The organism is Arthrobacter sp. TMP15, from assembly GCF_039529835.1.
Taxonomy (GTDB): domain Bacteria; phylum Actinomycetota; class Actinomycetes; order Actinomycetales; family Micrococcaceae; genus Specibacter.
This window is the reverse complement of sequence record NZ_CP154262.1, coordinates 2089860-2110615: the sequence shown is the minus strand read 5'-3', so window position 1 is coordinate 2110615 and position 20756 is coordinate 2089860. Positions and strand designations below refer to the sequence as shown.

The 20756-nt window shown below is 58.2% G+C and carries 14 protein-coding genes and 1 riboswitch; of the genes, 12 read left to right on the top strand and 2 right to left on the bottom strand.

Annotation, left to right across the window (positions count from 1 at the left end; translation table 11 throughout):
• Nucleotides 1-34: 34 nt before the first annotated feature.
• Genes AAFM46_RS09320 through AAFM46_RS09310 form a run of 3 tightly spaced genes read left to right on the top strand, consistent with a single transcriptional unit; the run spans nucleotide 35 to nucleotide 3393 of the window.
• Complete coding sequence (locus AAFM46_RS09320) at nucleotides 35-1180, top strand: glycosyltransferase family 1 protein (RefSeq protein ID WP_283527472.1); 1146 nt, start codon at nucleotides 35-37, stop codon at nucleotides 1178-1180.
• A complete protein-coding gene (locus tag AAFM46_RS09315; protein ID WP_343317499.1) occupies nucleotides 1177-2565 on the top strand; it encodes a UDP-glucose/GDP-mannose dehydrogenase family protein in 1389 nt (462 codons plus the stop codon). The genes AAFM46_RS09320 and AAFM46_RS09315 overlap by 4 nt, the downstream gene beginning before the upstream one ends.
• Nucleotides 2566-2604: 39 nt before the next feature.
• Entirely contained in the window at nucleotides 2605-3393 is a 789-nt protein-coding gene (locus AAFM46_RS09310; RefSeq protein WP_283528585.1) for an SGNH/GDSL hydrolase family protein, read from the top strand.
• 67 nt (nucleotides 3394-3460) lie between these two features.
• Here AAFM46_RS09310 and valS read toward each other — a convergent pair whose 3' ends face one another.
• Nucleotides 3461-6100, bottom strand: a complete 2640-nt coding sequence (gene valS, locus AAFM46_RS09305) for a valine--tRNA ligase (protein WP_343317498.1) — start codon at nucleotides 6098-6100, stop codon at nucleotides 3461-3463.
• A gap of 103 nt (nucleotides 6101-6203) precedes the next feature.
• Between valS and AAFM46_RS09300 the strand changes: the two genes are divergently transcribed.
• The 7 genes from AAFM46_RS09300 (at nucleotide 6204) to ndk (ending at nucleotide 13855) form a co-directional block, all read left to right on the top strand.
• Nucleotides 6204-6692, top strand: coding sequence for a MepB family protein (locus tag AAFM46_RS09300; protein ID WP_343317497.1), 489 nt, complete (start codon nucleotides 6204-6206; stop codon nucleotides 6690-6692).
• Between the two features lie 110 nt (nucleotides 6693-6802).
• Nucleotides 6803-7150 (top strand): DUF488 family protein, encoded by a 348-nt coding sequence (locus AAFM46_RS09295; RefSeq protein ID WP_343317496.1) that lies wholly within the window; start codon nucleotides 6803-6805, stop codon nucleotides 7148-7150.
• Between the two features lie 70 nt (nucleotides 7151-7220).
• On the top strand, nucleotides 7221-7988 hold the full coding sequence (locus AAFM46_RS09290) for an SDR family oxidoreductase (protein ID WP_343317495.1): 768 nt from the start codon (nucleotides 7221-7223) through the stop codon (nucleotides 7986-7988).
• A 277-nt stretch (nucleotides 7989-8265) separates the two neighbouring features.
• A complete protein-coding gene (gene ileS, locus AAFM46_RS09285; protein ID WP_343317494.1) occupies nucleotides 8266-11547 on the top strand; it encodes an isoleucine--tRNA ligase in 3282 nt (1093 codons plus the stop codon).
• Nucleotides 11548-12930, top strand: a complete 1383-nt coding sequence (locus tag AAFM46_RS09280; RefSeq protein ID WP_343317493.1) for a folylpolyglutamate synthase/dihydrofolate synthase family protein — start codon at nucleotides 11548-11550, stop codon at nucleotides 12928-12930. It abuts the gene before it with no gap.
• 1 nt (nucleotide 12931) lies between these two features.
• Entirely contained in the window at nucleotides 12932-13396 is a 465-nt protein-coding gene (locus AAFM46_RS09275; protein WP_283527456.1) for a DUF4233 domain-containing protein, read from the top strand.
• Nucleotides 13397-13438: 42 nt separating this feature from the next.
• Nucleotides 13439-13855, top strand: coding sequence for a nucleoside-diphosphate kinase (ndk, locus tag AAFM46_RS09270; protein WP_283527454.1), 417 nt, complete (start codon nucleotides 13439-13441; stop codon nucleotides 13853-13855).
• A gap of 209 nt (nucleotides 13856-14064) precedes the next feature.
• Here ndk and AAFM46_RS09265 read toward each other — a convergent pair whose 3' ends face one another.
• Nucleotides 14065-14700 carry a vitamin K epoxide reductase family protein gene (locus AAFM46_RS09265; RefSeq protein ID WP_283527452.1) on the bottom strand — a complete coding sequence of 212 codons (636 nt, stop codon included), beginning with the start codon at nucleotides 14698-14700 and terminating at the stop codon, nucleotides 14065-14067.
• 367 nt (nucleotides 14701-15067) lie between these two features.
• On the opposite strand from AAFM46_RS09265, the gene AAFM46_RS09260 reads away from it, so the two are divergent.
• Both AAFM46_RS09260 and AAFM46_RS09255 read left to right on the top strand, forming a co-directional pair.
• Nucleotides 15068-18736: an Rne/Rng family ribonuclease gene (locus AAFM46_RS09260; protein ID WP_343317492.1), complete on the top strand. Its 3669-nt coding sequence runs from the start codon at nucleotides 15068-15070 to the stop codon at nucleotides 18734-18736.
• A 109-nt stretch (nucleotides 18737-18845) separates the two neighbouring features.
• Nucleotides 18846-18944: riboswitch (TPP riboswitch) on the top strand.
• On the top strand, nucleotides 18935-20473 hold the full coding sequence (locus tag AAFM46_RS09255; protein WP_343317491.1) for a bifunctional hydroxymethylpyrimidine kinase/phosphomethylpyrimidine kinase: 1539 nt from the start codon (nucleotides 18935-18937) through the stop codon (nucleotides 20471-20473). Its footprint overlaps the riboswitch before it by 10 nt.
• Nucleotides 20474-20756: the final 283 nt, after the last annotated feature.

Here is a 20756-nt window from a genome sequence, read left to right as displayed (position 1 = left end):
CGTGGAGGTAACCTTCAACGGTCATGGTTGGAGCGTGAAGGTTGCCATAGTTGCTGAATCGTTCCTGCCCGAGATGAACGGGGTTACCCACTCCCTTCTAAAAGTCCTGCAACATCTAGACGCGCGTGGCGATGATGTTTTGGTCATTGCGCCATCCACACCAGAAGATGCCCCCAACATGGTTTCAGGTGCCAGCGTCAGGCGGCTGCCATCAGTTGCACTGGCAGGCTACCGCAATATCCGTGTTGCTGTTGGGGGTGTGGCCAAAGTGAAAACAATTTTGGCGCAGTTCAATCCGGACGTTGTTCACCTAGCATCCCCTTTCGTTCTAGGCTGGCGTGCTGTCAGAGCTGCCGCCGCGCTGGGAATACCTACGGTGGCCGTCTACCAAACTGATGTGCCCGGATACGTTGCAAAGTACGGGATGCCTTTTCTGGAAAACTGGGCATGGCACCGAGTGGAACAGATCCACACAACAGCAACCAAAACGCTTGTTCCCTCTACCGACTCGTATCAAGCACTGAGCGGTCATGGCATTCCACGCGTGCAAATGTGGCGCCGTGGGGTGGATCTGGAACGCTTCCACCCAAAAAAGCGTTGTGATGAGTTCCGCGCCACTGTGGCGCCGCAGGGACAAAAAATCATTGGCTACGTTGGTCGCCTTGCCCTGGAAAAACAAGTAGCAGACCTATCCGTTCTCGCTGGCTTAAACAACACCAAAATTGTCATTGTGGGCGAGGGACCACAACGCGAAACTCTCCAAGCGGCCCTTCCCGATGCATACTTCACCGGCTTCCTTGACGGTGAAGACTTGGCAACTGCCATGGCGTCCCTGGACTTATTCGTGCACCCGGGGGAGTTGGAAACCTTTTGCCAAACGATTCAAGAAGCCATGGCATCGGCAGTCCCGGTTATTGCTACCGGCCGGGGCGGGCCCTTGGACTTGGTGGATTCCTCCCGCACTGGCTGGCTCTATGAGCCGGGTGAACTCAGCCAGTTACGCGCCTATGCAGCAGATTTGATCGGTGACGATGCTAAACGCAGTGCTTTTGGCCAGGCAGCTTTGCAACAAGTACAGGGCCGCTCCTGGGGTGTCCTGTGTGAGGAGCTGATGGACCTCTACGAGCAAGCCATTGCAGAGTACCCGCAGCTAAGTGCAGTCTTGAAAGGAATCAGATGAAAATTTCAGTGATTGGTGCCGGGTATCTAGGAACAGTTCATGCGGCGACGTTGGCCCACTTGGGGCATGACGTGGTGGGACTAGATACAGATGCTCTAAGAATTGCACACCTTGAAAGTGGCAACGCCCCTTTCTATGAGCCGGGACTGGCCGAGTTACTGGAGCAAGGCCGCCACAATGGGCGCCTTCGTTTCACCACCGATCCTGGCGAGCTGGCGCAGGCACAGGTCCATTTCCTCTGTGTCGGCACCCCTCAGTCCAAGACTGGTAACGATTCTGACCTATCGTTTCTGTTCAGCGCCATTGAGACCCTCGTGCCTTTTGTACGAGCAGATGCCGTCGTGGTGGGCAAATCGACCGTTCCAGTTGGGACGGCCGCTCAAGTCCAGGAAATGATTGCAGGGACGGGGGCCGCGCTGATCTGGAACCCGGAGTTCCTTCGTCAAGGCACTGCCGTACAGGATTCCTTGGTCCCGGATCGGTTGGTCTACGGTCTGCGGGACGGCACATTACAAAGTAGCGCGTGCGCCATGCTCGACGCCGTCTACGCACCCCTGTTGGCACGTGGCACACCGCAGGTGCTCACCAACTTTGCTACAGCGGAACTGATCAAAGTATCAGCGAACGCATTTTTGGCATTGAAACTCTCTTACATCAACGCTGTTGGTGAGTTTTGCGAGCAGGTGGGTGCCGACGTCGTGGCATTGCAACAGGCGCTGGGGCACGATGAACGGATTGGTGGAAAATATTTCCACGCGGGGGTGGGCTTTGGTGGCGGATGCCTGCCCAAAGATCTGCGCTCGTTTCGAGTTCAGGCGCAGCGGCACGGAATTGAGTCGCTGGATGAGATGCTCTCTCTGGTTGACGGCATCAATGCCGATGCCAGATTCAGGATGGCTGAGACAGCGGTGGGGCTGTGCGGCGGTTCAGTCCGCGGACTTCGGATCACCATTTTAGGGGCATCGTTTAAACCCAACACTGATGACATTCGCGATTCTCCCGCATTGGATGTGGCAGTTCAGCTTGCTGCACAAGGGGCACGGGTGAGCGTCACTGATCCGCAAGCCGTGGACAGCGCCTGGTTGCAGTACCCGCAGCTTAGCTTTGAAAGCGATGTATTTGCCGCCCTGCGTGGAGCCGAGCTAGTGCTTTTGCTGACCCAGTGGCCGGAATTCGTTTCTTTGGATCCGCGCAAGGCAGCCGCTGCGGTGCAACGGCCGGTGATCGTGGATGGCCGGAATGCTCTTGATGCGCGGTCATGGCAGGAGGCTGGGTGGGATTATCACGGAGTTGGCCGCGGCAGTGACCAGGTGGTTGGCCCGGCAGTAGAAAACTGGGCACCAGCTAGCGGGGCGAACATTGCCTCCAACCAGTTTGCTCTCTAACGCCCCGTGTTCGCTGGTGATCCTGGGCGCTATGTGGCACTGGGCGATTCCTTTACTGAGGGCGTTGGCGACGTCAACAAGCACCTGCCCAATGGAGTCCGCGGCTGGGCGGACAGAGTTGCGGAAGGGCTGGCCAAGGAAGCACCCGGATGGGAGTACGCTAATCTGGCGGTGCGCAGCAAGCGCCTACGGGACATTGTTGCAGAACAACTTGAGCCCGCCCTAGCCATGGAGCCAACGCTGATTACGCTGTATGCCGGCGGGAATGATGTTATGGACTTCGGAACAAAACTCCCGGAAATCCTGGCGCACTATGAATTCATGGTTTCCCGGCTTTCTCAGACCGGCGCCACCTTGCTGCTCTTCACCGGTTACGACGTGGAGGTTTCCCCGCTGCTATCTCCTCTGCGGCGCAAGAACCATGCCTACAATGACGGTGTGCGGAATCTGGCGAAAAAATACGATGCCATTTTAGTCGATTACGCCGGCTTTGCAGCGTACGCAAGTCCGCGCATGTGGGGGCCGGACCGGCTGCATATGTCAAAGGCAGGGCATAAGTATTTAGCTGCCGCGCTCTTAGATTTGCTGGATGTCCAGCACGGGATTACTCATAAACACAAGGAAATTACTCCCATGCCCGGTCTGGTGCACTGGACGCGAGAACAATATCTCTGGGTCAGAGACTGGGTGCTTCCGTTGGCTGTGCGCAAAGTGCGTGGCACCACCTTGGGTGATTCACTGACACCGCGTTGGCCGGAGCCCGTCCGGGTGCCGCCCAAGAAAGGACTGAAGAAACGTGCCCGGGAGTTAACGAACCCGCCTGGTTGAGAAGCAGAGTTGAGGACACCCCTTCGTTCCTCCGGGGGTGTCCTCAACCACACAGTTGTGTGGCGTATTAGGCCTGTACTGCGGATACTGCTGCAGCGGGTTCTTCTGCCGGTGCTAACGCCACATCGGAAACACGCAGTTCGCCTTCGCCCACGGCAACCGTGATCTCCAGTGCATTGGCGGCAGCCTTGAGGTCGCCCAGACCGGCAGCAAGCTGAGAAGCCTCTACGGCTCCGGCCGTCACTGTTGCTGAGAGTACCTGGGTACGTTGCTTGACCTTCGCTTCTGACTTGGCCTTGCGGATACCACTCAAAGCATCGCCCACTGTCGCCAGTAAGCTGGTGTCGCCGTCGTCCACGGCGACCAGCGCCGGCCATAATTCGCGGTGAATCGAACCCTTGCGCCACCAGCTCCACACCTCTTCTGTTGCAAAGGGCAGGAAGGGAGCAAAGAGGCGCAGCAGAGAATCCAACGTTGTCGCCAAAGCTGCCAGCACGGAGGCCTGACCCTCTTCGCCACTGGCTCCGTACGCACGGTCCTTGATCAGCTCTACATAGTCATCGGTGAAGTGCCAGAAGAAGCTCTCAGTAAGCTGGAGTGCACGGGCGTAGTCGTACTTCTCAAACGCTGAGGTGGCAATCCAAACAACCTCAGAGAGCTGAGCCAGCAGTCCGCGGTCCAACGCATTTTGTAGCTCATCGGAATCGGCGGTGAGGACATTGGCTTCGGTGGCGCCGAGATTGAGCACAAACTTGGAAACGTTGAGCAACTTGATTGCCAAGCGGCGGCCAATCTTCATCTGCGCAATCTCATAAGCCGTATCAGCGCCGAGCTTGGCTGAGGCCGCCCAGTAGCGAACGGCGTCGGCCCCGAAGTCGTTCAGCACATCAGTGGGGACCACCACGTTGCCCTTGGACTTGGACATCTTCTTCCGGTCGGGGTCAAGGATCCAGCCCGAGATGGCTGCATGCTTCCAGGGTGCGCTTCCTTGGAGAGCGTCTGCGCGCACGGCTGAGGAGAACAGCCAAGTACGGATGATGTCGTGGCCTTGGGGACGCAGGTCGAACGGGTAGACGTTGTTGAATAGTTCTTCATCTACGCCCCAACCACCAACAATTTGCGGTGTCAGGGATGAGGTGGCCCACGTATCCAACACATCGGCGTCACCGACGAAGCCGCCAGGGAGATTTCGCTGCTCTTCGGTGTAGCCAGGAGCGGCGTCCGCTGCAGGATCAACTGGAAGCATTTCGGTGGTGGGCAGGATGGGGTTTTCGTAGTCTGGGTTGGCGTCGGCGTCGAGGGGGTACCAGACGGGAACCGGCACGCCGAAGAAGCGCTGACGCGAAACCAGCCAGTCGCCGTTCAACCCGGAGATCCAGTTGTCGTAGCGTGAGCGCATGAAAGCCGGGTGGAATTCGATTTCTTTACCGCGGCTGATCAGGTGTTCGCGGCGATCCGCGTCACGGCCGCCATTGCGAATGTACCACTGGCGTGAACTGACGATTTCCAAGGGCTTGTCGCCCTTTTCAAAGAAGTTCACCGGGTGCATGATCTTCTTGGCTTCACCGTCAAGAAGCTCAGCGTCGGTCAGCAGGGTTATGAGACCTTCTTTAGCACCAAAGACAGTCTTGCCGGCGATGGTGGCGTAGTTCTCGCGGCCCTCCTCGGTGGTGATCCACTCGGGGGTCTCCGAGAGGATGCGCCCGTCACGGCCAACAATGGCGCGGGTGGGCAGCTGGAGTTCACGCCACCAAATGACGTCTGTCAGGTCACCAAAGGTACACACCATGGCGATTCCGGAGCCCTTATCGGCCTTGGCCAGAGCGTGCGGAAGGACCTCAACCTCTACTCCGAACAACGGGGAGGTAACCTTTTTTCCAAACAACGCCTTGTAGCGTTCGTCGTCAGGGTTGGCCACCAAGGCGGAGCAGGCCGCCAGCAATTCGGGACGGGTCGTTTCAATGTAAATCTTTGAACCATCTTCGGCGAAGAAGGGGAACCGGTAATATGCGCCGGGCATTTCACGGTCTTCCAGTTCTGCCTGGGCAACGGCGGTCCGGAAGGTGACATCCCACAGTGTGGGGGCCTCAGCCATGTACGCATCCCCGGCACTCAGATTTTCCAAGAAACCGCGCTGCGAGACTGCTCGTGAGTGATCATCAATGGTGCGGTAGGTCAGTGCCCAGTCAACAGAGAGGCCCAGGGTCTGGAAGAGATGCTCAAAAACTTTCTCGTCTTCAACGGCAAGCACCTCGCAGAGCTCAATGAAATTCTTGCGTGAGATGACATCGAAATCACGCTGGTTCTTGGCGGGAGTCGCCGGAGGTTGGTATCCGGGCTCGTAGGAAATCTTTGGATCACAACGCACACCGTAAAAGTTCTGCACGCGGCGTTCGGTGGGCAGACCGTTGTCATCCCAACCCATGGGGTAGAAGACGTTCTTGCCGTTCATACGCTGGAAGCGTGCCAGCACATCGGTTTGGGTGTAGGAGAACATGTGCCCCACATGCAACGATCCAGAAGCCGTGGGCGGGGGAGTGTCAATGGAATACACCTGCTCCCGCGTGGTCTCACGATCAAATTTGTAGGTTCCTTCAGCAAGCCAGCGCTTGGTCAGGGACTCTTCAAGGCCCTCCAAAACGGGTTTGTCGGGAACGTTGCTTGGGGTGGGTGCGGGCGTGTCTGTGCCCGGAATGTTTTCAGCCATGGCCCAATTCTTCCACGAGTTGGGCAGGAACGGGTGGTTCAAGCATTCCAGGTGGGCACTTGATACCATTTGGGCCAAAAGCCGTGTGGAGAAAGTGGCACTGATGACCCATGAAACCTTGTTGATGATGCACCAAAACGTCTGGGAGCCTGCCGGGCTTGTGTGCTCTTCGATCGAGCCTGAGCCCGAAAGTATGCAGTATTGCGCCCACACACTAAACATAGATGGCCGGCTGCTGCTCTTCCGTACGGCCAAGATAACGCCCACAAAGCTGGGTCAGTTCGTAACGCTGTGGAAGCGTTCAGCGCAAGGGCCCATCCGGCCCTTTGACACGTCCGACGGCGTTGCCTCCTTCGTGATTCACGCCGGCCTTGGCACCGGGCTGGGTCAGTTCGTGTTCCCCCTTGAAGTTCTAACTCGCCACGATGTGGTGTCAGTGAGTGGCAAGGGTGGCAAACGGGCCATGCGTGTATACCCTCCGGATGTGCAGGGCCTCAGCACTACGGCCCGGCGGACACAAAAGTGGCAATGCGAGTATTTTCTACCCCTGGACTCCGACGTTGCACTGATCAAAGAGCTGTACTCTGCCTGATTCCTCTCCTTCTGCGCGCCGTTTTGCGCCAATAGTGCGCAGCAATGCTTGTGGCGCATCATAGCCTCCAAACGCTGCGCAGAAGGAGGTCTCGGGACTATGCTGCTGACATGGGCACTGTACGAATACTGCGGGTATATGAGGAGCCGGAAGCGGGGGAGTACCGCGTGCTGGTGGACAGGCTATGGCCGCGGGGGATCAAGAAGGGCACTATTGACCTCTGGCTCAAAGACGTGGGCCCCAGCAAGGAAGTTCGTCAAGCTTTTGATCACGTGCCGGAGCGCTTTGACGCCTTTGTGCACCAGTACACGGCCGAGCTGGTCAAGAACTGCGCCGTAGCGCAGCTGCGGGAGGTCATGGCCGAGCACAAGAAAGTGGTGCTGCTCTATGGCGCCAAGGACCATCATGAAAACCAGGCAGCAGTCCTGCTGGACTTCCTGCAAAAAACGGCTGACTAGGAACAATTAGCGGGCCGCAAAAAAGCGACAGGTGTTCAACCCGGGGCTGCAACGGCGCTAGATTGGTGACATGGCTGAAAACACTTCTAAAAATGCAATTGTCACGGGTGCCAGTTCAGGGATTGGCGCGGCCACCGTCCGCCAGCTGCGAAGAGACGGTTGGAACGTGATTGCCGTGGCTCGGCGCGAGGACAGGCTCGAACAGTTGGCTGCGGAGACCGGAGCCTTGGCGTTCGCCACTGACATTACCAACGACCAGGACGTCTCTCGTTTACGCAATTTCACCGCCGACACCTTCGCCCAGACCGGTGGGCTAGATACCCTCATCAACGTTGCCGGCGGTGCCCGCGGTGCGGACAGTGTGGCCAATGCGGAGGTTGCAGATTGGGATTGGATGTATCAAGTCAACGTCCTGGGTACGCTCAAAGTCATTAAAGCTTTCCTACCTGCTCTGCGGGGACACGGCCACGGCACTATCTGCAACCTTACTTCCACCGCAGGAGTGGAAGCGTATGAGGGTGGGGCCGGCTACAACGCAGCCAAGTTTGGCCAGCATGCCCTGACCGGTGTGTTGCGTCTGGAAGAAGCCGTGCACAACATCCGCGTCATTGAGGTGGCGCCGGGCATGGTGCACACCGAAGAATTTGCGGTGAATCGACTAGGCGGTGACCAGGAAGCTGCCGATAAGGTCTACCGTGGCGTGGCCCAACCACTCACGGCAGATGATGTGGCCTCGGTAGTGGGTTACGCCGTCGGGCTTGCCCACCACATCAACCTGGACCAGATTGTTCTGCGCCCTGTGGCGCAAGCAGCCGCACACAAGTTGATCCGCCGCTAACAGACTGAGCCCTGACAGACAGAACGGGATGCGCGCAGAAGTCCCGCGCATCCCGTATAATGAATAGATAATGCGTTGACCCGGCCATCACCGGTGAGCTTCCGGAAGAAAGTGCCCCTCAAAAGGCGCCAGTAGAACCGGACGGGTAAGCCCGTCACAGCAGCTAATGAGCGGCCACACCCTGGAAACAAAAGCCAGGGGGTGGTAAGCGAGGTGGTACCGCGGCGCAAGCCGTCCTTGCATCCTGAACCTGAACGCCCACAACCAGGATGATGTGATGACCCACTTCCCGAAGGCCTCTGCCGCCGCTGGCCTCCATGCCGAATCCAAGCACGTTCCCTCCTCCGTGAATTTTCCGAAGGTTGAAGAACTTGTCCTGAAGTACTGGGATGAAGACGGCACCTTCCAAGCCAGCATTGACGCCCGCGACGCCGGTGAAGATGGCTCAAATGAATTCGTCTTCTATGACGGTCCTCCCTTCGCCAACGGTTTGCCGCACTACGGGCACCTGCTAACCGGCTACGCCAAAGACCTAGTTGCCCGCTACCAGACCCAGCGCGGGCGCCGAGTAGAGCGCCGCTTCGGGTGGGACACACACGGTTTGCCTGCGGAGCTGGAAGCCATGAAGCAGCTGGGCATGACGGACAAGGCGCAGATCGAGGCCATGGGCATCGATAAATTCAACGACGCCTGCCGCTCCTCCGTTATGAAGTACGCCGGGGAGTGGCAGGAATATGTCACCCGCCAGGCCCGCTGGGTGGACTTTGAAAATGACTATAAGACACTCAATGTGCAGTACATGGAGTCCGTGCTGTGGGCGTTCAAACAGCTGCACTCAAAGGGTTTGACCTACAACGGTTACCGTGTGCTGCCGTACTGCTGGAAGGATGAGACGCCGCTTTCCAACCACGAGCTGCGCATGGATGACGACGTCTACAAGGACCGCCAGGACCAAACCGTCACCGTCACCTTTCCCATCGTGGCTGGCGAATCTGCGCTGTCCCGGGAACTGGCCGGCGTTGAGGCCATCGCCTGGACCACCACGCCCTGGACCCTGCCCACCAACCAGGGACTGGCCGTGGGACCTGCCGTGAGCTACGCCGTCGTGCCTGTTGGGCCTAACGGAACCAGCGCAACGGGGGAGAAGTTCCTGATCGCGTTGGATCTGGTGGGTGCTTACGCCAAGGATTTGGGGTACGACGACGGTGCTGGCGCAACTGCCGCCGTTTCTGCCACGTACCTGGGCGCTGAGCTTGAAGGTCTGAAATACCAGCCCTTGTGGGACTACTTCGCCGACGATGAAAAGTTCGGCACCGCAAAATCGTGGCAGTTCCTGCTGGCTGACTACGTCACCACCACCGACGGTACGGGCATTGTCCACCAGGCACCCGCCTACGGTGAAGAGGATCAAAAGGTCTGTGAGCAGTACGGCATCCCGGTGGTCCTCTCCGTGGATGAGGGTGCGAACTTCCTGCCGCTCTTTGCAGGTGGCCCGCTCAGCGATATTGCCGGCGTGCAGGTCTTCGACGCCAACAAGACCATCACCCGCGTGGTTAAGGAGGCCGGCCGGCTGATCCGCCAGGCCAGTTACGTGCACAGCTACCCGCATTGCTGGCGCTGCCGCACACCGCTGATCTACCGGGCAGTGTCGTCCTGGTATGTGGAAGTGACAGCGTTCAAGGACCGCATGGTGGAGCTGAACCAGGACATCAACTGGATCCCGGGCAACGTCAAGGACGGACAATTCGGCAAGTGGCTCGCCAACGCCCGCGACTGGTCCATCAGCCGCAACCGCTACTGGGGTAGCCCCATTCCCGTCTGGCAGTCCGACGACGAAAATTACCCCCGCACCGACGTTTACGGCTCGCTGGCGCAGATCCAAGGCGACTTTGGCCGCCTGCCGCTGAACAAGGTCGGCGAAGTTGACCTGCACCGCCCCTTCATTGACGAGCTCACCCGTCCCAACCCGGATGATCCCCGCACCCCTGAGCAGGGACAGTCCACCATGCGCCGGGTGGAGGATGTGCTGGATGTTTGGTTTGATTCCGGGTCCATGCCGTACGCCCAAGCTCACTACCCGTTCGAGAATGAGGACTGGTTCAACACCCACAACCCAGCCGACTTCATCGTGGAGTACATTGGCCAGACCCGCGGCTGGTTCTACATGCTGCACATCCTCTCCACGGCCCTCTTTGACCGCCCGGCGTTTAGGAACGTCATCAGCCACGGCATTGTGCTGGGCTCAGATGGTGCCAAAATGTCCAAGTCGTTGCGTAATTACCCGGACGTCTCAGAGGTTCTTGACCGTGACGGTTCCGACGCCATGCGTTGGTTCCTGATGTCCAGCCCCATCCTGCGCGGAGGCAACCTGGTGGTCACCGAACAGGGCATCCGGGACGGTGTCCGCCAAGTCATCTTGCCGCTGTGGAACGTGTACAGTTTCTTCACCCTGTACGCGAACACGGCCAAGGGCGGCACAGGCTACGACGCTGTGCTGCGCTTTGACGGTTATGCGGATCCCATGGATCAGTACCTGCTGGCGAATACCGGTGACTTGGTGCGTGAAATGACTGCCAAACTCGATGGCTATGACGTCTCAGGTGCCTGCGATTCACTGCGCAGTTACCTGGACATGCTCACTAACTGGTATGTCCGGCGTAGCCGCAACCGCTTCTTTGACGAGAGCACGGACGCCTTTGATGCGCTATATACGGCGCTGGAGACGGTGTGCCGGGTGGCGGCACCCCTGCTGCCGCTGGTCACTGAAGAAATCTGGCGTGGTCTCACAGGTGGGCGCTCAGTCCACCTGACCGATTGGCCCAACCACGAGCTCTTCCCTGCCAATGCAGACTTGGTGGAAGGTATGGACCGAGTACGCCAGATCTGCTCCACAGGTTCAAGCCTGCGCAAGGCCGCTAACCTGCGGGTGCGTCAGCCCTTGGCGGAATTGACTGTTGTCACGTCAAACTTTGATCTGAGTGTTGCTGCTGACATCGTCAAGGACGAACTCAATATCCGCACTGTGCGCTTCGTTGATGCTGCTCTCGCCTCCCCTGAGGAGTTCGGCATCTCCCAGAAACTGGTTGTCAACGCTCGGGCAGCAGGGCCGCGTCTGGGCAAAGACGTCCAGCTGGCTATCAAGGGTGCCAAGTCCGGGGATTGGTCCGTCACCGACGGCGTTGTCACCGCTGGCGGCTTGGAACTTGAGCCTTCCGAGTACAGCCTGGAAACTGTTGTTGCTGATGCGCACGACGGCGGAAAAACTGCCGTTGCGATGCTGCCGCACGGCGGGTTCGTGGTGCTGAACACCGAGCTGACACCGGAGCTTGTTGCCGAAGGAACCGCACGCGATATGGTGCGCGCCGTCCAACAAGCCCGCAAGGACGCAGGTCTTCAGGTCAGTGACAGGATCCGCACCATTATCAGTGCGCCGCAGGAGATTGTCGATGCCCTACACGCCAACGCAGATTTGGTGAAGACTGAGACTCTGACACTGAAACTTGAACTCATCCCAGGTGACGTCGAAACCACCATCACTGTTGAACGGAGCATTTCATAAATGCCTGCTGACCATGACCTATTCTCGGTTGAAAGTGTCTATGCCGATCTTTTGGGCCGTGCCCCCGAAAACAAGATGGAACCCAGACTGGCTCCGTTGTTTAGGGCCATGGACATCCTGGGGGAGCCCAACAAGGCTTTTCCGATCATCCACATCACAGGCACTAACGGAAAAACTACCACTGCCCGGATGATTGAGGCTGGCCTGCTGGCCCACGATCTACGCACTGGCCGTTACACCAGCCCGCACCTGACCCGGGTTACTGAGCGCATCAGCATTAACGGGGCTCCCGTCAGCGATGAGACGTTTGTGCGGATCTGGGATGAGATCCGGCCCTACCTGGAGATTGTTGATGCCGAACTCATGGCAGGCGGCGACGTCCGTCTCACATACTTTGAGGCATTGACAATCTTGGCGTTTGCCATCTTTGCCGATGAACCAGTGGACGTAGCTATTATGGAAGTCGGTTTGGGTGGCATCACAGATGCCACCAACGTGGGAGATGGCCAAGTAGCCGTCATCACTCCCATCTCCCTTGATCACACTGAACTTCTTGGTGATACCACGGGTCTTATAGCGCAGGAGAAGGCCGGGATCATCAAAGAAGGTGCATTCGTGATCAGCGCAGCCCAGCCCACTGATGCCGCGCAGGTCATTTTGGATGCGTCGCGAGAAAAGCATGCCGAGTTCCGTTTTGAGGGCGTGGAATTTGGTGTTGAGGCACGCACTGTGGCTGTTGGTGGACAGATGCTTGACCTGCAGGGACTCGCCGGACGCTACCCTGGAATTTTGCTTCCGTTGCATGGGGAACACCAAGCTCAGAATGCCGCCGTGGCACTGGCAGCCTTGGAAGCATTTCTTGGCGGGGGCGAAACGGAACTCAATCACGAGCTGATACAAGAAGGCTTCGCCGCCGTCACGTCACCTGGCCGCCTGGAAGTCATGCGCACATCACCGACCATTGTTGTCGATGCAGCGCACAACCCGGCAGGGATAGCCGTCACGGCGGCTGCATTGCAGGAGTCGTTTGCATTTAGCAAACTTGTGGTGGTGCTGGGTATCCTGGCGGAGAAGGATGCCGAAGAGATTCTCAATACTCTCAAGGAATCTTATGGTGATGAGGCAGCGGAGATCTGCTTGACCCAATCAAATTCTCCCCGTGCCATCCCGGCGGCCGAGCTCGCTGAAATGGCGGTGGATCTTGGTTGGGCTGAAGAAGACGTTCACATCGCCGAGAAGCTTGATGACGCCATTGAATGGGCTGTTGAACGTGCGGAGTCCAACAATGATCTGGCCGGTGGCATCCTCATCACAGGTTCCATCACACTTGTTGGAGAAGCACGGATTTTGTTGGGCCGTCCCGGCGAAAAGCAAGGTGCCTGAGATGGCTAAGCTGACGAAAGCGCAGCGTGAATGGAAGCCCAACACGCCAAAAAAGGCGCGTTCCACCAAACTGATGTTTGCCTCTGTCGTATTGTTGCTCGAAGCATTTGTGGCACTCTTTCTAGGATTGGCATTATTTGGCCTCAAGGGCAAAGATCCTCTCTACCTTATTGTTGCTGCCGTGCTGGCGCTGCTGCTGATCGTGGCCTGCGGAGTGGTCCGTAAATCGTGGGGTCCAGCGTTCGGCTGGGCCCTGCAGTTGGCTTTGATCGCCGGTGGTTTTTGGGAACCGTCCATGTTCGTTGTGGGTGTCCTTTTTGCGGTTGCCTGGTGGTACGCCCTCTACGCAGGAGCAAAAATCGATCGGGAGAATGCTGTGCGGGCTAAGGCCCAAACCGTGTGGGACGCAGCTCATCCGCAGGTTTCGACTCCCGAAGTCCCAACCCCAGATGCCGACGCCAAGTAAACTAAATCCGAATGTCCTTTTTATCTAGTTATTGGAGTTACTGTGAGCATTGAGCGCACCCTTGTCCTGGTCAAGCCCGACGGTGTTGCCCGCAACCTTTCAGGGGCGATCCTGGCCCGCATCGAGGCCAAGGGATACACCCTGGCCGAGCTGAAGAAGGTTCCCGCCACCCGTGAGCAGCTGGAAGCGCACTACGAAGAGCACGTGGGCAAGCCATTTTATGAGCCGCTTGTTGAATTTATGCTCTCGGGCCCGGTTGTCGCGGCAATCTTCGAAGGTAACGCCGTCATTGCCGGTTTCCGGTCCCTGGCTGGCGCCACGGACCCCACCACGGCCGCACCCGGCACCATCCGCGGCGATCTTGGCCGCGACTGGGGCTTGAAGGTTCAGCAGAACTTGGTTCACGGCTCCGACTCTGCAGAGTCCGCTGAGCGCGAGATCGCCATCTGGTTTGCATAATCCCAGAAGCAGTTAGCGAACGACGACGAGGGGCGCCTTCCACAAGGAGGGCGCCCCTCGTCGTTGCCCACCCTGACGCTCGCTCACTTAACGTCGTGTTTTCGCTGACGCTCGCTCACTCCTGGGGCTTAAGAATCAAACGCTCCTTCATATCTGAAGGAGCGTTTGATGAAACTCGACGTTAAGTGAGCGAGCGTCGGGGGTGGGGGTTATGCGTTCGACGGGATGATCAGGTGCATGAACTTGAAGAAGATCGAGGCAACGGTCGCCACGTAGATCAGCCCCACAATAATCCAAGCCCACTCGTTGAGGAACTTGGTCAGGGCAGGGGGAGCGCTGATGACTCCGTGGTTGAGGTTACGCACAGTGATAAAGACAAACAGCGGAATCATCATTGCCCACACAATCATGCAGTAGGGGCACAGGACGGCGAGTACGTAGACGGCCTGAAACCAGAACCAGCCAATCAGGCCCATGCCCGCGGTTATGCCCACTTGCATGCATATCCAGAACCAACGGTTCATGTGTGCCCCGGCCAGTAAAACCACACCTGTAGTCATGAGGACCGCAAAGGCGACCACACCAATAAATGGATTGGGGAAACCGAGAATAGCCGCCTGAGGTGTTTTCATAACATCACCGCAGGAGATCCAGGAGTTAAAATCGCAGCTGAGATTCGAGTCCGGGTTTGTGTACAGCTGCAGACGATCCAACACCAAAACGAAAGATGCAATCCATGAGATGGCGCCAGTAATGACCAAGAACCAACCAAACGGTTTAGCACGCACCATGGCGGGCAGATCCACCTCCGTCTGGTTGCTGGTGGAAACTTTGGTGCTTGGCATGGTGTCCTATCCATTGAAATCAGTGATTGTGTCCTGATTGTAGCGTGAGTTTCTTGGCGCGCCCTCCGTGAAACGGCTCCGTGGCTTGGCGCATGTGAGACAATGAAAGCGGCTGGTTGGCGATCCACATGCGCCCCTCAGTCCAATGGCAAGCCTCCGGCTGCCGGTGACGACACTGCCTATCCGTGCAGCTATCCACCGGACGGATCCCGCAAACCATTGGCTTTTCAGAGCTTGCGCACCCAGAAGTTGGTGCCGCCTGGGAGGTATTTAGACGACTTCCGTCAGCGCCTGCGGGGGCTGACACATCTGCCGCTGTCGGCGCCCGATGTGGGGGTGCCGATTCGGCGCGAAAGTAATGCCCACAATGGATAATGAACAAACCTCACCGGAGCACACAGAGCCAACGCAGGCAGCTCCCGCCAAAGTAAAGACCACACGATCGCGTCGGGCAACCGCCGCCGTCACCAGCCCGGCAAGCGTCACCAGCCCGGCAAGCAATGTGGCGGCCCCAACAGTTAGTAAAGATGTCCCAGCCGCTGACACCTCTGCGCTTGAGAGCACTGCTGTGCTTGAAAGTTCTGGCGAAAAAGAACAAAGCCCGGCAAAGAAGACTCCTGCACGTCGCAGCCGAGCCAAAAAGGTTGCGCCAACGGCTGGCTTGGAAACATCAAATGAATCATCAGTCAAAGCAGCTGAACCTTCGCTGTTGGATGAGATAACTGAGCCCGCCAAGACTGCGCCAACCGCCAACCAAGGCACCAAAGCGGCAGAGGTAGCGGCGGAAACTAGCTCAGCTCCGGCCAAGCGGGCACCCCGACGCCGGGCTACAGCGCCCGTGACCGCGCCCGCAGCAGTGCGGGATGAATCTACCGGTGTCCAAGGTGAGCTGAGCTTGGCCGGAGCAGACGTTCAAACACCTGCAACAAAAGCCCCGGCTAGGCGCAGCCGTGCAGCCAAGACTCCAGTCACCAGCACCGCCGCTGCGCAGACTGATACCCCGGAGCCAGATGCAACGAAGTCAGCAGCAAAGGCCCCGGCCCGGCGTACAAGCCGGAAAGCCGCAGCACCGGCTGGTCCTGCTCCAGTTCAGAGCGCGATTACTTTGGACACGCCCAGTAGTTCAACGCCAGCATCGGAAGCGCAAACTGTTCAGACTCCGCCCGCACCCGCTGCCACCAAAACAACCCGCAGTCGCCGCAGGCCCGCAGCGAAGACTGCCGCTACTGGGCCTGCCGCTGTTCAGGCTGTCAGTACTGAAACCGTGAGCACTGAGACTGAAGAACAGGCAACAGCCACTGACTCTTCGGCGGGAACCGCCGCCCCAACGCAGCACACTCCCGTCCAGGATGAGTTTGGATCAGCAGCTCCGGCCCACAGTGGAGCCCATGACGGCTCCGAGCCTGAAGCCCCAGGAGCATTGTTCATTTCCCCTGCAGCAGGGATCTCAGCATTGTTCATGGCTGCAGATTTGAGCATGGCCGTCCCGGCTGCCAGTCAGGAGACCCGCAATGATAACGAGGCCAACGGCACACGCGACTCACAGGAAAGTGAACGAAGCGGCCGTTCACGCTCTCGCAACCGCCGTACACGAGGCTCCAGCTCTGAGGCAACTGAAACTGTAGAAATATCAGAGGGCACCAACGCGGCTGACACTGATCACTCCAGTGACTCCATCAACACGGATCAAATGGACGACGGCGTGACGTCGCGCCGTCGGCGCCGCCGCCGCCGTGGTGAAGCAGATTTGGAACTGACAGGTGGCAGCGAAGAAGATCCGCCCAACACTGTGACGCGGGTGCGGGCGCCTCGCACGCCGTCGGAGTCCACATCTGTGGACTCAAACCGGGTCACAAGCCTGCGTGGCTCCACTCGTTTGGAAGCTAAGAAGCAGCGTCGCCGTGATTCCCGCGACTCGGGTCGCCGCCGCACTGTCATCACAGAAGCTGAGTTCCTTGCCCGCCGCGAATCAGTTGACCGTGTCATGGTTGTGCGCCAGGGCGAAGACAGGATTCAGATTGGCGTCCTTGAAGACGGCATCCTGGCTGAGCACTTTGTTTCCAAGACCCAGCAGGATTCACTGATCGGCAATGTCTACCTGGGCAAGGTCCAGAACGTGCTGCCCAGCATGGAAGCGGCTTTCGTGGACATTGGTCGAGGGCGCAACGCTGTCCTCTACGCAGGTGAAGTTGATTGGGATTCCGCAAATCTGAACGGACAACCGCGCCGGATTGAGAACGCGTTGAAGTCCGGTGACCCCGTCCTGGTGCAGGTTTCCAAGGATCCTGTGGGCCATAAGGGTGCACGTCTGACCAGCCAGATTTCTTTGCCTGGCCGTTACCTGGTGTTTGTGCCGGGGGGGTCCATGACTGGGATCTCCCGCAAGTTACCCGACGTGGAACGTAATCGCCTCAAGCGCGTGCTCAAGGATCACCTGCCCGAAAATGCTGGTGTGATTGTCCGCACCGCGGCCGAGGGTGCCAGTGAAGAAGAGCTAACGAATGACATCAACCGTTTGCGCGCTCAGTGGGCGGGCATCAATGAGCGGGCGTCTTCGCATAAGACGCTCGCCCCGGAGATGCTGTACGGCGAACCTGACCTGACGATCAAGGTTGTCCGTGACGTCTTTAATGAAGACTTCACCAAACTAATTGTCTCGGGCGAGGACGCCTGGGACACCATCGAGGCATATGTGACCTATGTTGCCCCGGATCTGCTTGACCGTTTGGAGAAGTGGAACAAGCCCGAAGATATCTTTGCCGCGCACCGCATCGATGAGCAGATCAACAAGGCGCTGGAACGCAAGGTCTTCCTGCCCTCGGGAGGTTCGTTGGTGATCGACCGCACCGAAGCTATGACAGTGGTCGATGTCAACACCGGTAAGTTCACCGGCTCCGGCGGAAACTTGGAAGAAACAGTGACCAAGAACAACTTGGAGGCTGCCGAGGAAGTAGTTCGTCAGCTGCGCCTGCGTGACATTGGCGGGATCATTGTCATTGACTTCATCGATATGGTGCTTGAATCCAACCGGGATCTGGTGCTGCGCCGCCTGGTTGAATGCCTGGGACGCGACCGCACCAAGCATCAAGTTGCCGAGGTGACCTCACTTGGATTGGTTCAGATGACCCGCAAGCGTATGGGTACAGGCCTCCTTGAGGTCTTTGGCGAGCAGTGCCCAACCTGCGTGGGTCGCGGCATGGTCACGCACGAGATTCCAGTGGAGCATCGCCGTACGCATAGTCCTGCTGTGGAGGTTGCGCAGACCCATGCCAGCAAACCGGAGCATCGCGAGAACGAGCGCACGGCCAATAGGTCTACCCGCAGCGAACGTAAACGCAACCGCAACCGCGGGCAACAGGCTGAGTCGCAGCACCCGGAAAGCACTCCTGTGCAGTCACCCGATGAGGTTACCGAAGCAGAGAAAGTCCAGAAAGCCCACGCTGCCCGTACTGCTTTGGCGAACATTGCGGCAGCTGCGGCTGCTTCACATCATGAGCACGACGGGGACGAGTCACACCGTGGCGCTGCGGCCGTAGCAACAGCAATTGCGCAGAGCGCCACAAGCTCTGGCGGCAACGTAGGTGTCAAAGGCGACGTAAAAGCAGAAGGTTCAGAAACCTCCGACGGCGCAACTCTCACGTTGGGTGGGGAAGCCATTGAACTCCCTCGTGGGCATCGTAGTGAAAGCAGCGCAAACGTACAGGCAGGCAATGCTGACCATGCGGCGGCGCTGGCGGATCTGGCACAAGCTCTAGACCAGCTGGTGGCTCCCGGCCAGGACCAGCATCATGAGACGGTGGCGGACTCCAACGGTGGTAACCGTTCGCGTGCACGTCGGGGACGCCGCAACCGCAGTGCACGTAGCGCTCAAGGTGGTGCCGACATGGTGGTTGAAACTTCTCATTACGCTCCTGCAGGTCAGGGTTCCGCTCCGCATCTGAGTACCGCGGCAGCTATTCCGGCACCTGCAACGACTGTAACCAAAAGTAGCGAACCGATCATTCTCGGTGTGGGAGTGCCCGCTTCAGAGCTCTGATGCTGACACTGCCGGCCCGGAACCTGCGTTAAAATGTGCGTGCAGAACGCAGTTTTTGACATTGGCTCTGGGCCGGTTTTCTTTAAGCGTCACGGCTGGGGCTAGGGTGGAGATCGACACGGGGTGCCATGCCATCAGGGCTGGCTGAGAGAATACCCGTTGAACCTGCCCGGTTAGAACCGGCGAAGGGATGTCCCATTGAGTACCTACGCAACAGTTTCTTCCACTTCTGAAACTGGGCAACGCACCACCGTGCCCGCAACTGTGAAGCACCCCCGGATCCTGAGTGTTGCAGGTTCTGATTCATCGGGCGGTGCCGGTATCCAGGCTGACATTAAATCTATTTCAGCCCACGGTGGATATGCAATGACTGCCATTACGGCATTAACTGCGCAGAATACGCGGGGAGTACAAGACATCCATACTCCACCGGCAACTTTCCTCACAGCCCAACTGGACGCTGTAGCTTCCGACGTCACCATAGATGCCGTGAAGATCGGCATGCTTGGCACTGAAGAAGTCATCAACGCGGTGAGAGAGTGGCTGGCGCGGACCCGGCCCGCCGTGGTTGTACTGGACCCGGTCATGGTGGCTACTAGCGGAGACATGCTTGTGGCCCCGGCCGCCCGTGAAGCTTTACTGGAACTCATTAAAAGTTCGCACCTAGTGACTCCGAATCTCCCAGAGCTAGGGGTTCTCCTTGACCAACCGGAAGCTGCAAGCTGGCAGGCCGCCGTTCAGCAGGGTAAGGAGCTGGCCGCGACTCATGAGGTCTTGGTGCTCGTGAAGGGCGGGCACTTGGCGGGGGAGCTGTGCCCCGACGCACTGGTTCACCCTGACGGTGTGGTCAATGAGTTCATTGGCGCTCGGATAGATACCGTGAATACTCACGGAACCGGGTGCTCATTGTCGGCGGCAGTGGCTACTTTGCAGGCTCAAACTGGTGATTGGATTGCCAGCGTCCAGCAAGCCAAGGAGTGGCTGGGTAGGGCCCTTGAGACATCCGAGGTGCTAGAGGTTGGCTCCGGTGCAGGCCCCGTCAACCACCTGCACGCACTGTGGGAGAACGCAGCGCCTGGAGCCGGGCAATTCAGTGCAGCATTGTGGGCGCACATCGAACCCCAACGACAAGCAATTTTCGCTCTTGAGTTCATTAAGGAATTAGCCGCCGGTACGTTACAACGCAACCACTTTGCCTATTACCTGGTTCAGGATGCGCTGTACCTGAGCGCATACTCGCGTGTCCTTGCCCGTGCCAGTTCCTTGGCCCCAACCGAAATGGAGCAGAAGTTCTGGGCGGCAGGGGCACAGAATTGTCTTGAAGTTGAATTGCAGCTGCACCGCAACTGGCTCAATGGGCAGCCCGCAAATCCGCAACAGGGCCCGGTGACAAAGCACTACGTGGACCATTTGCAAGGTGTTGGATTCTCCGGCAGCTATGCGGAAGTGGTTGCCGCAGTTCTTCCGTGTTACTGGCTGTACGCAGAAGTGGGGCGTGTGCTGCATGCCGATTACCTATCCTTTTCGGGCGAACATCCCTATGGCACGTGGCTGGCGACATACGCCGACGACGACTTTGCTCAGGCAGCGGCCACAGCCGTGAGCATCATGGATACGGCCGCGCGCAGGGGATCGGCCCTGGAAAGAGAACGTATGCGGGCCGCCTTTGCGCATTCTGTACAGTACGAGGTGGATTTTTTTGCGGCACCGCATCAACACGTTCCAAGCGAGATCTAGGCACACTTGTCTGCAAAGGTGATCAACGCCACTGGTGATTGCCTAAGAAAACGGCGCGTCACGGTCCTAAATGAAGAAAAACGGTGGCAACCACGCTAAAGTTGGTGAGTACGGTTTCAGGAACCCCGGAAATTGTCAGTCAAAACAATGTTTTGGCAGACGCGCTTCGGAAGCTCGAAACCAGTCTCATTTGCTCCCGGAGCCAGAATTAGCGTATTCTTGATCTTCGGTGCTTACGCCAACACCTAGGGCAACCACTCCATGGCAGAACTCCATTGAGGTC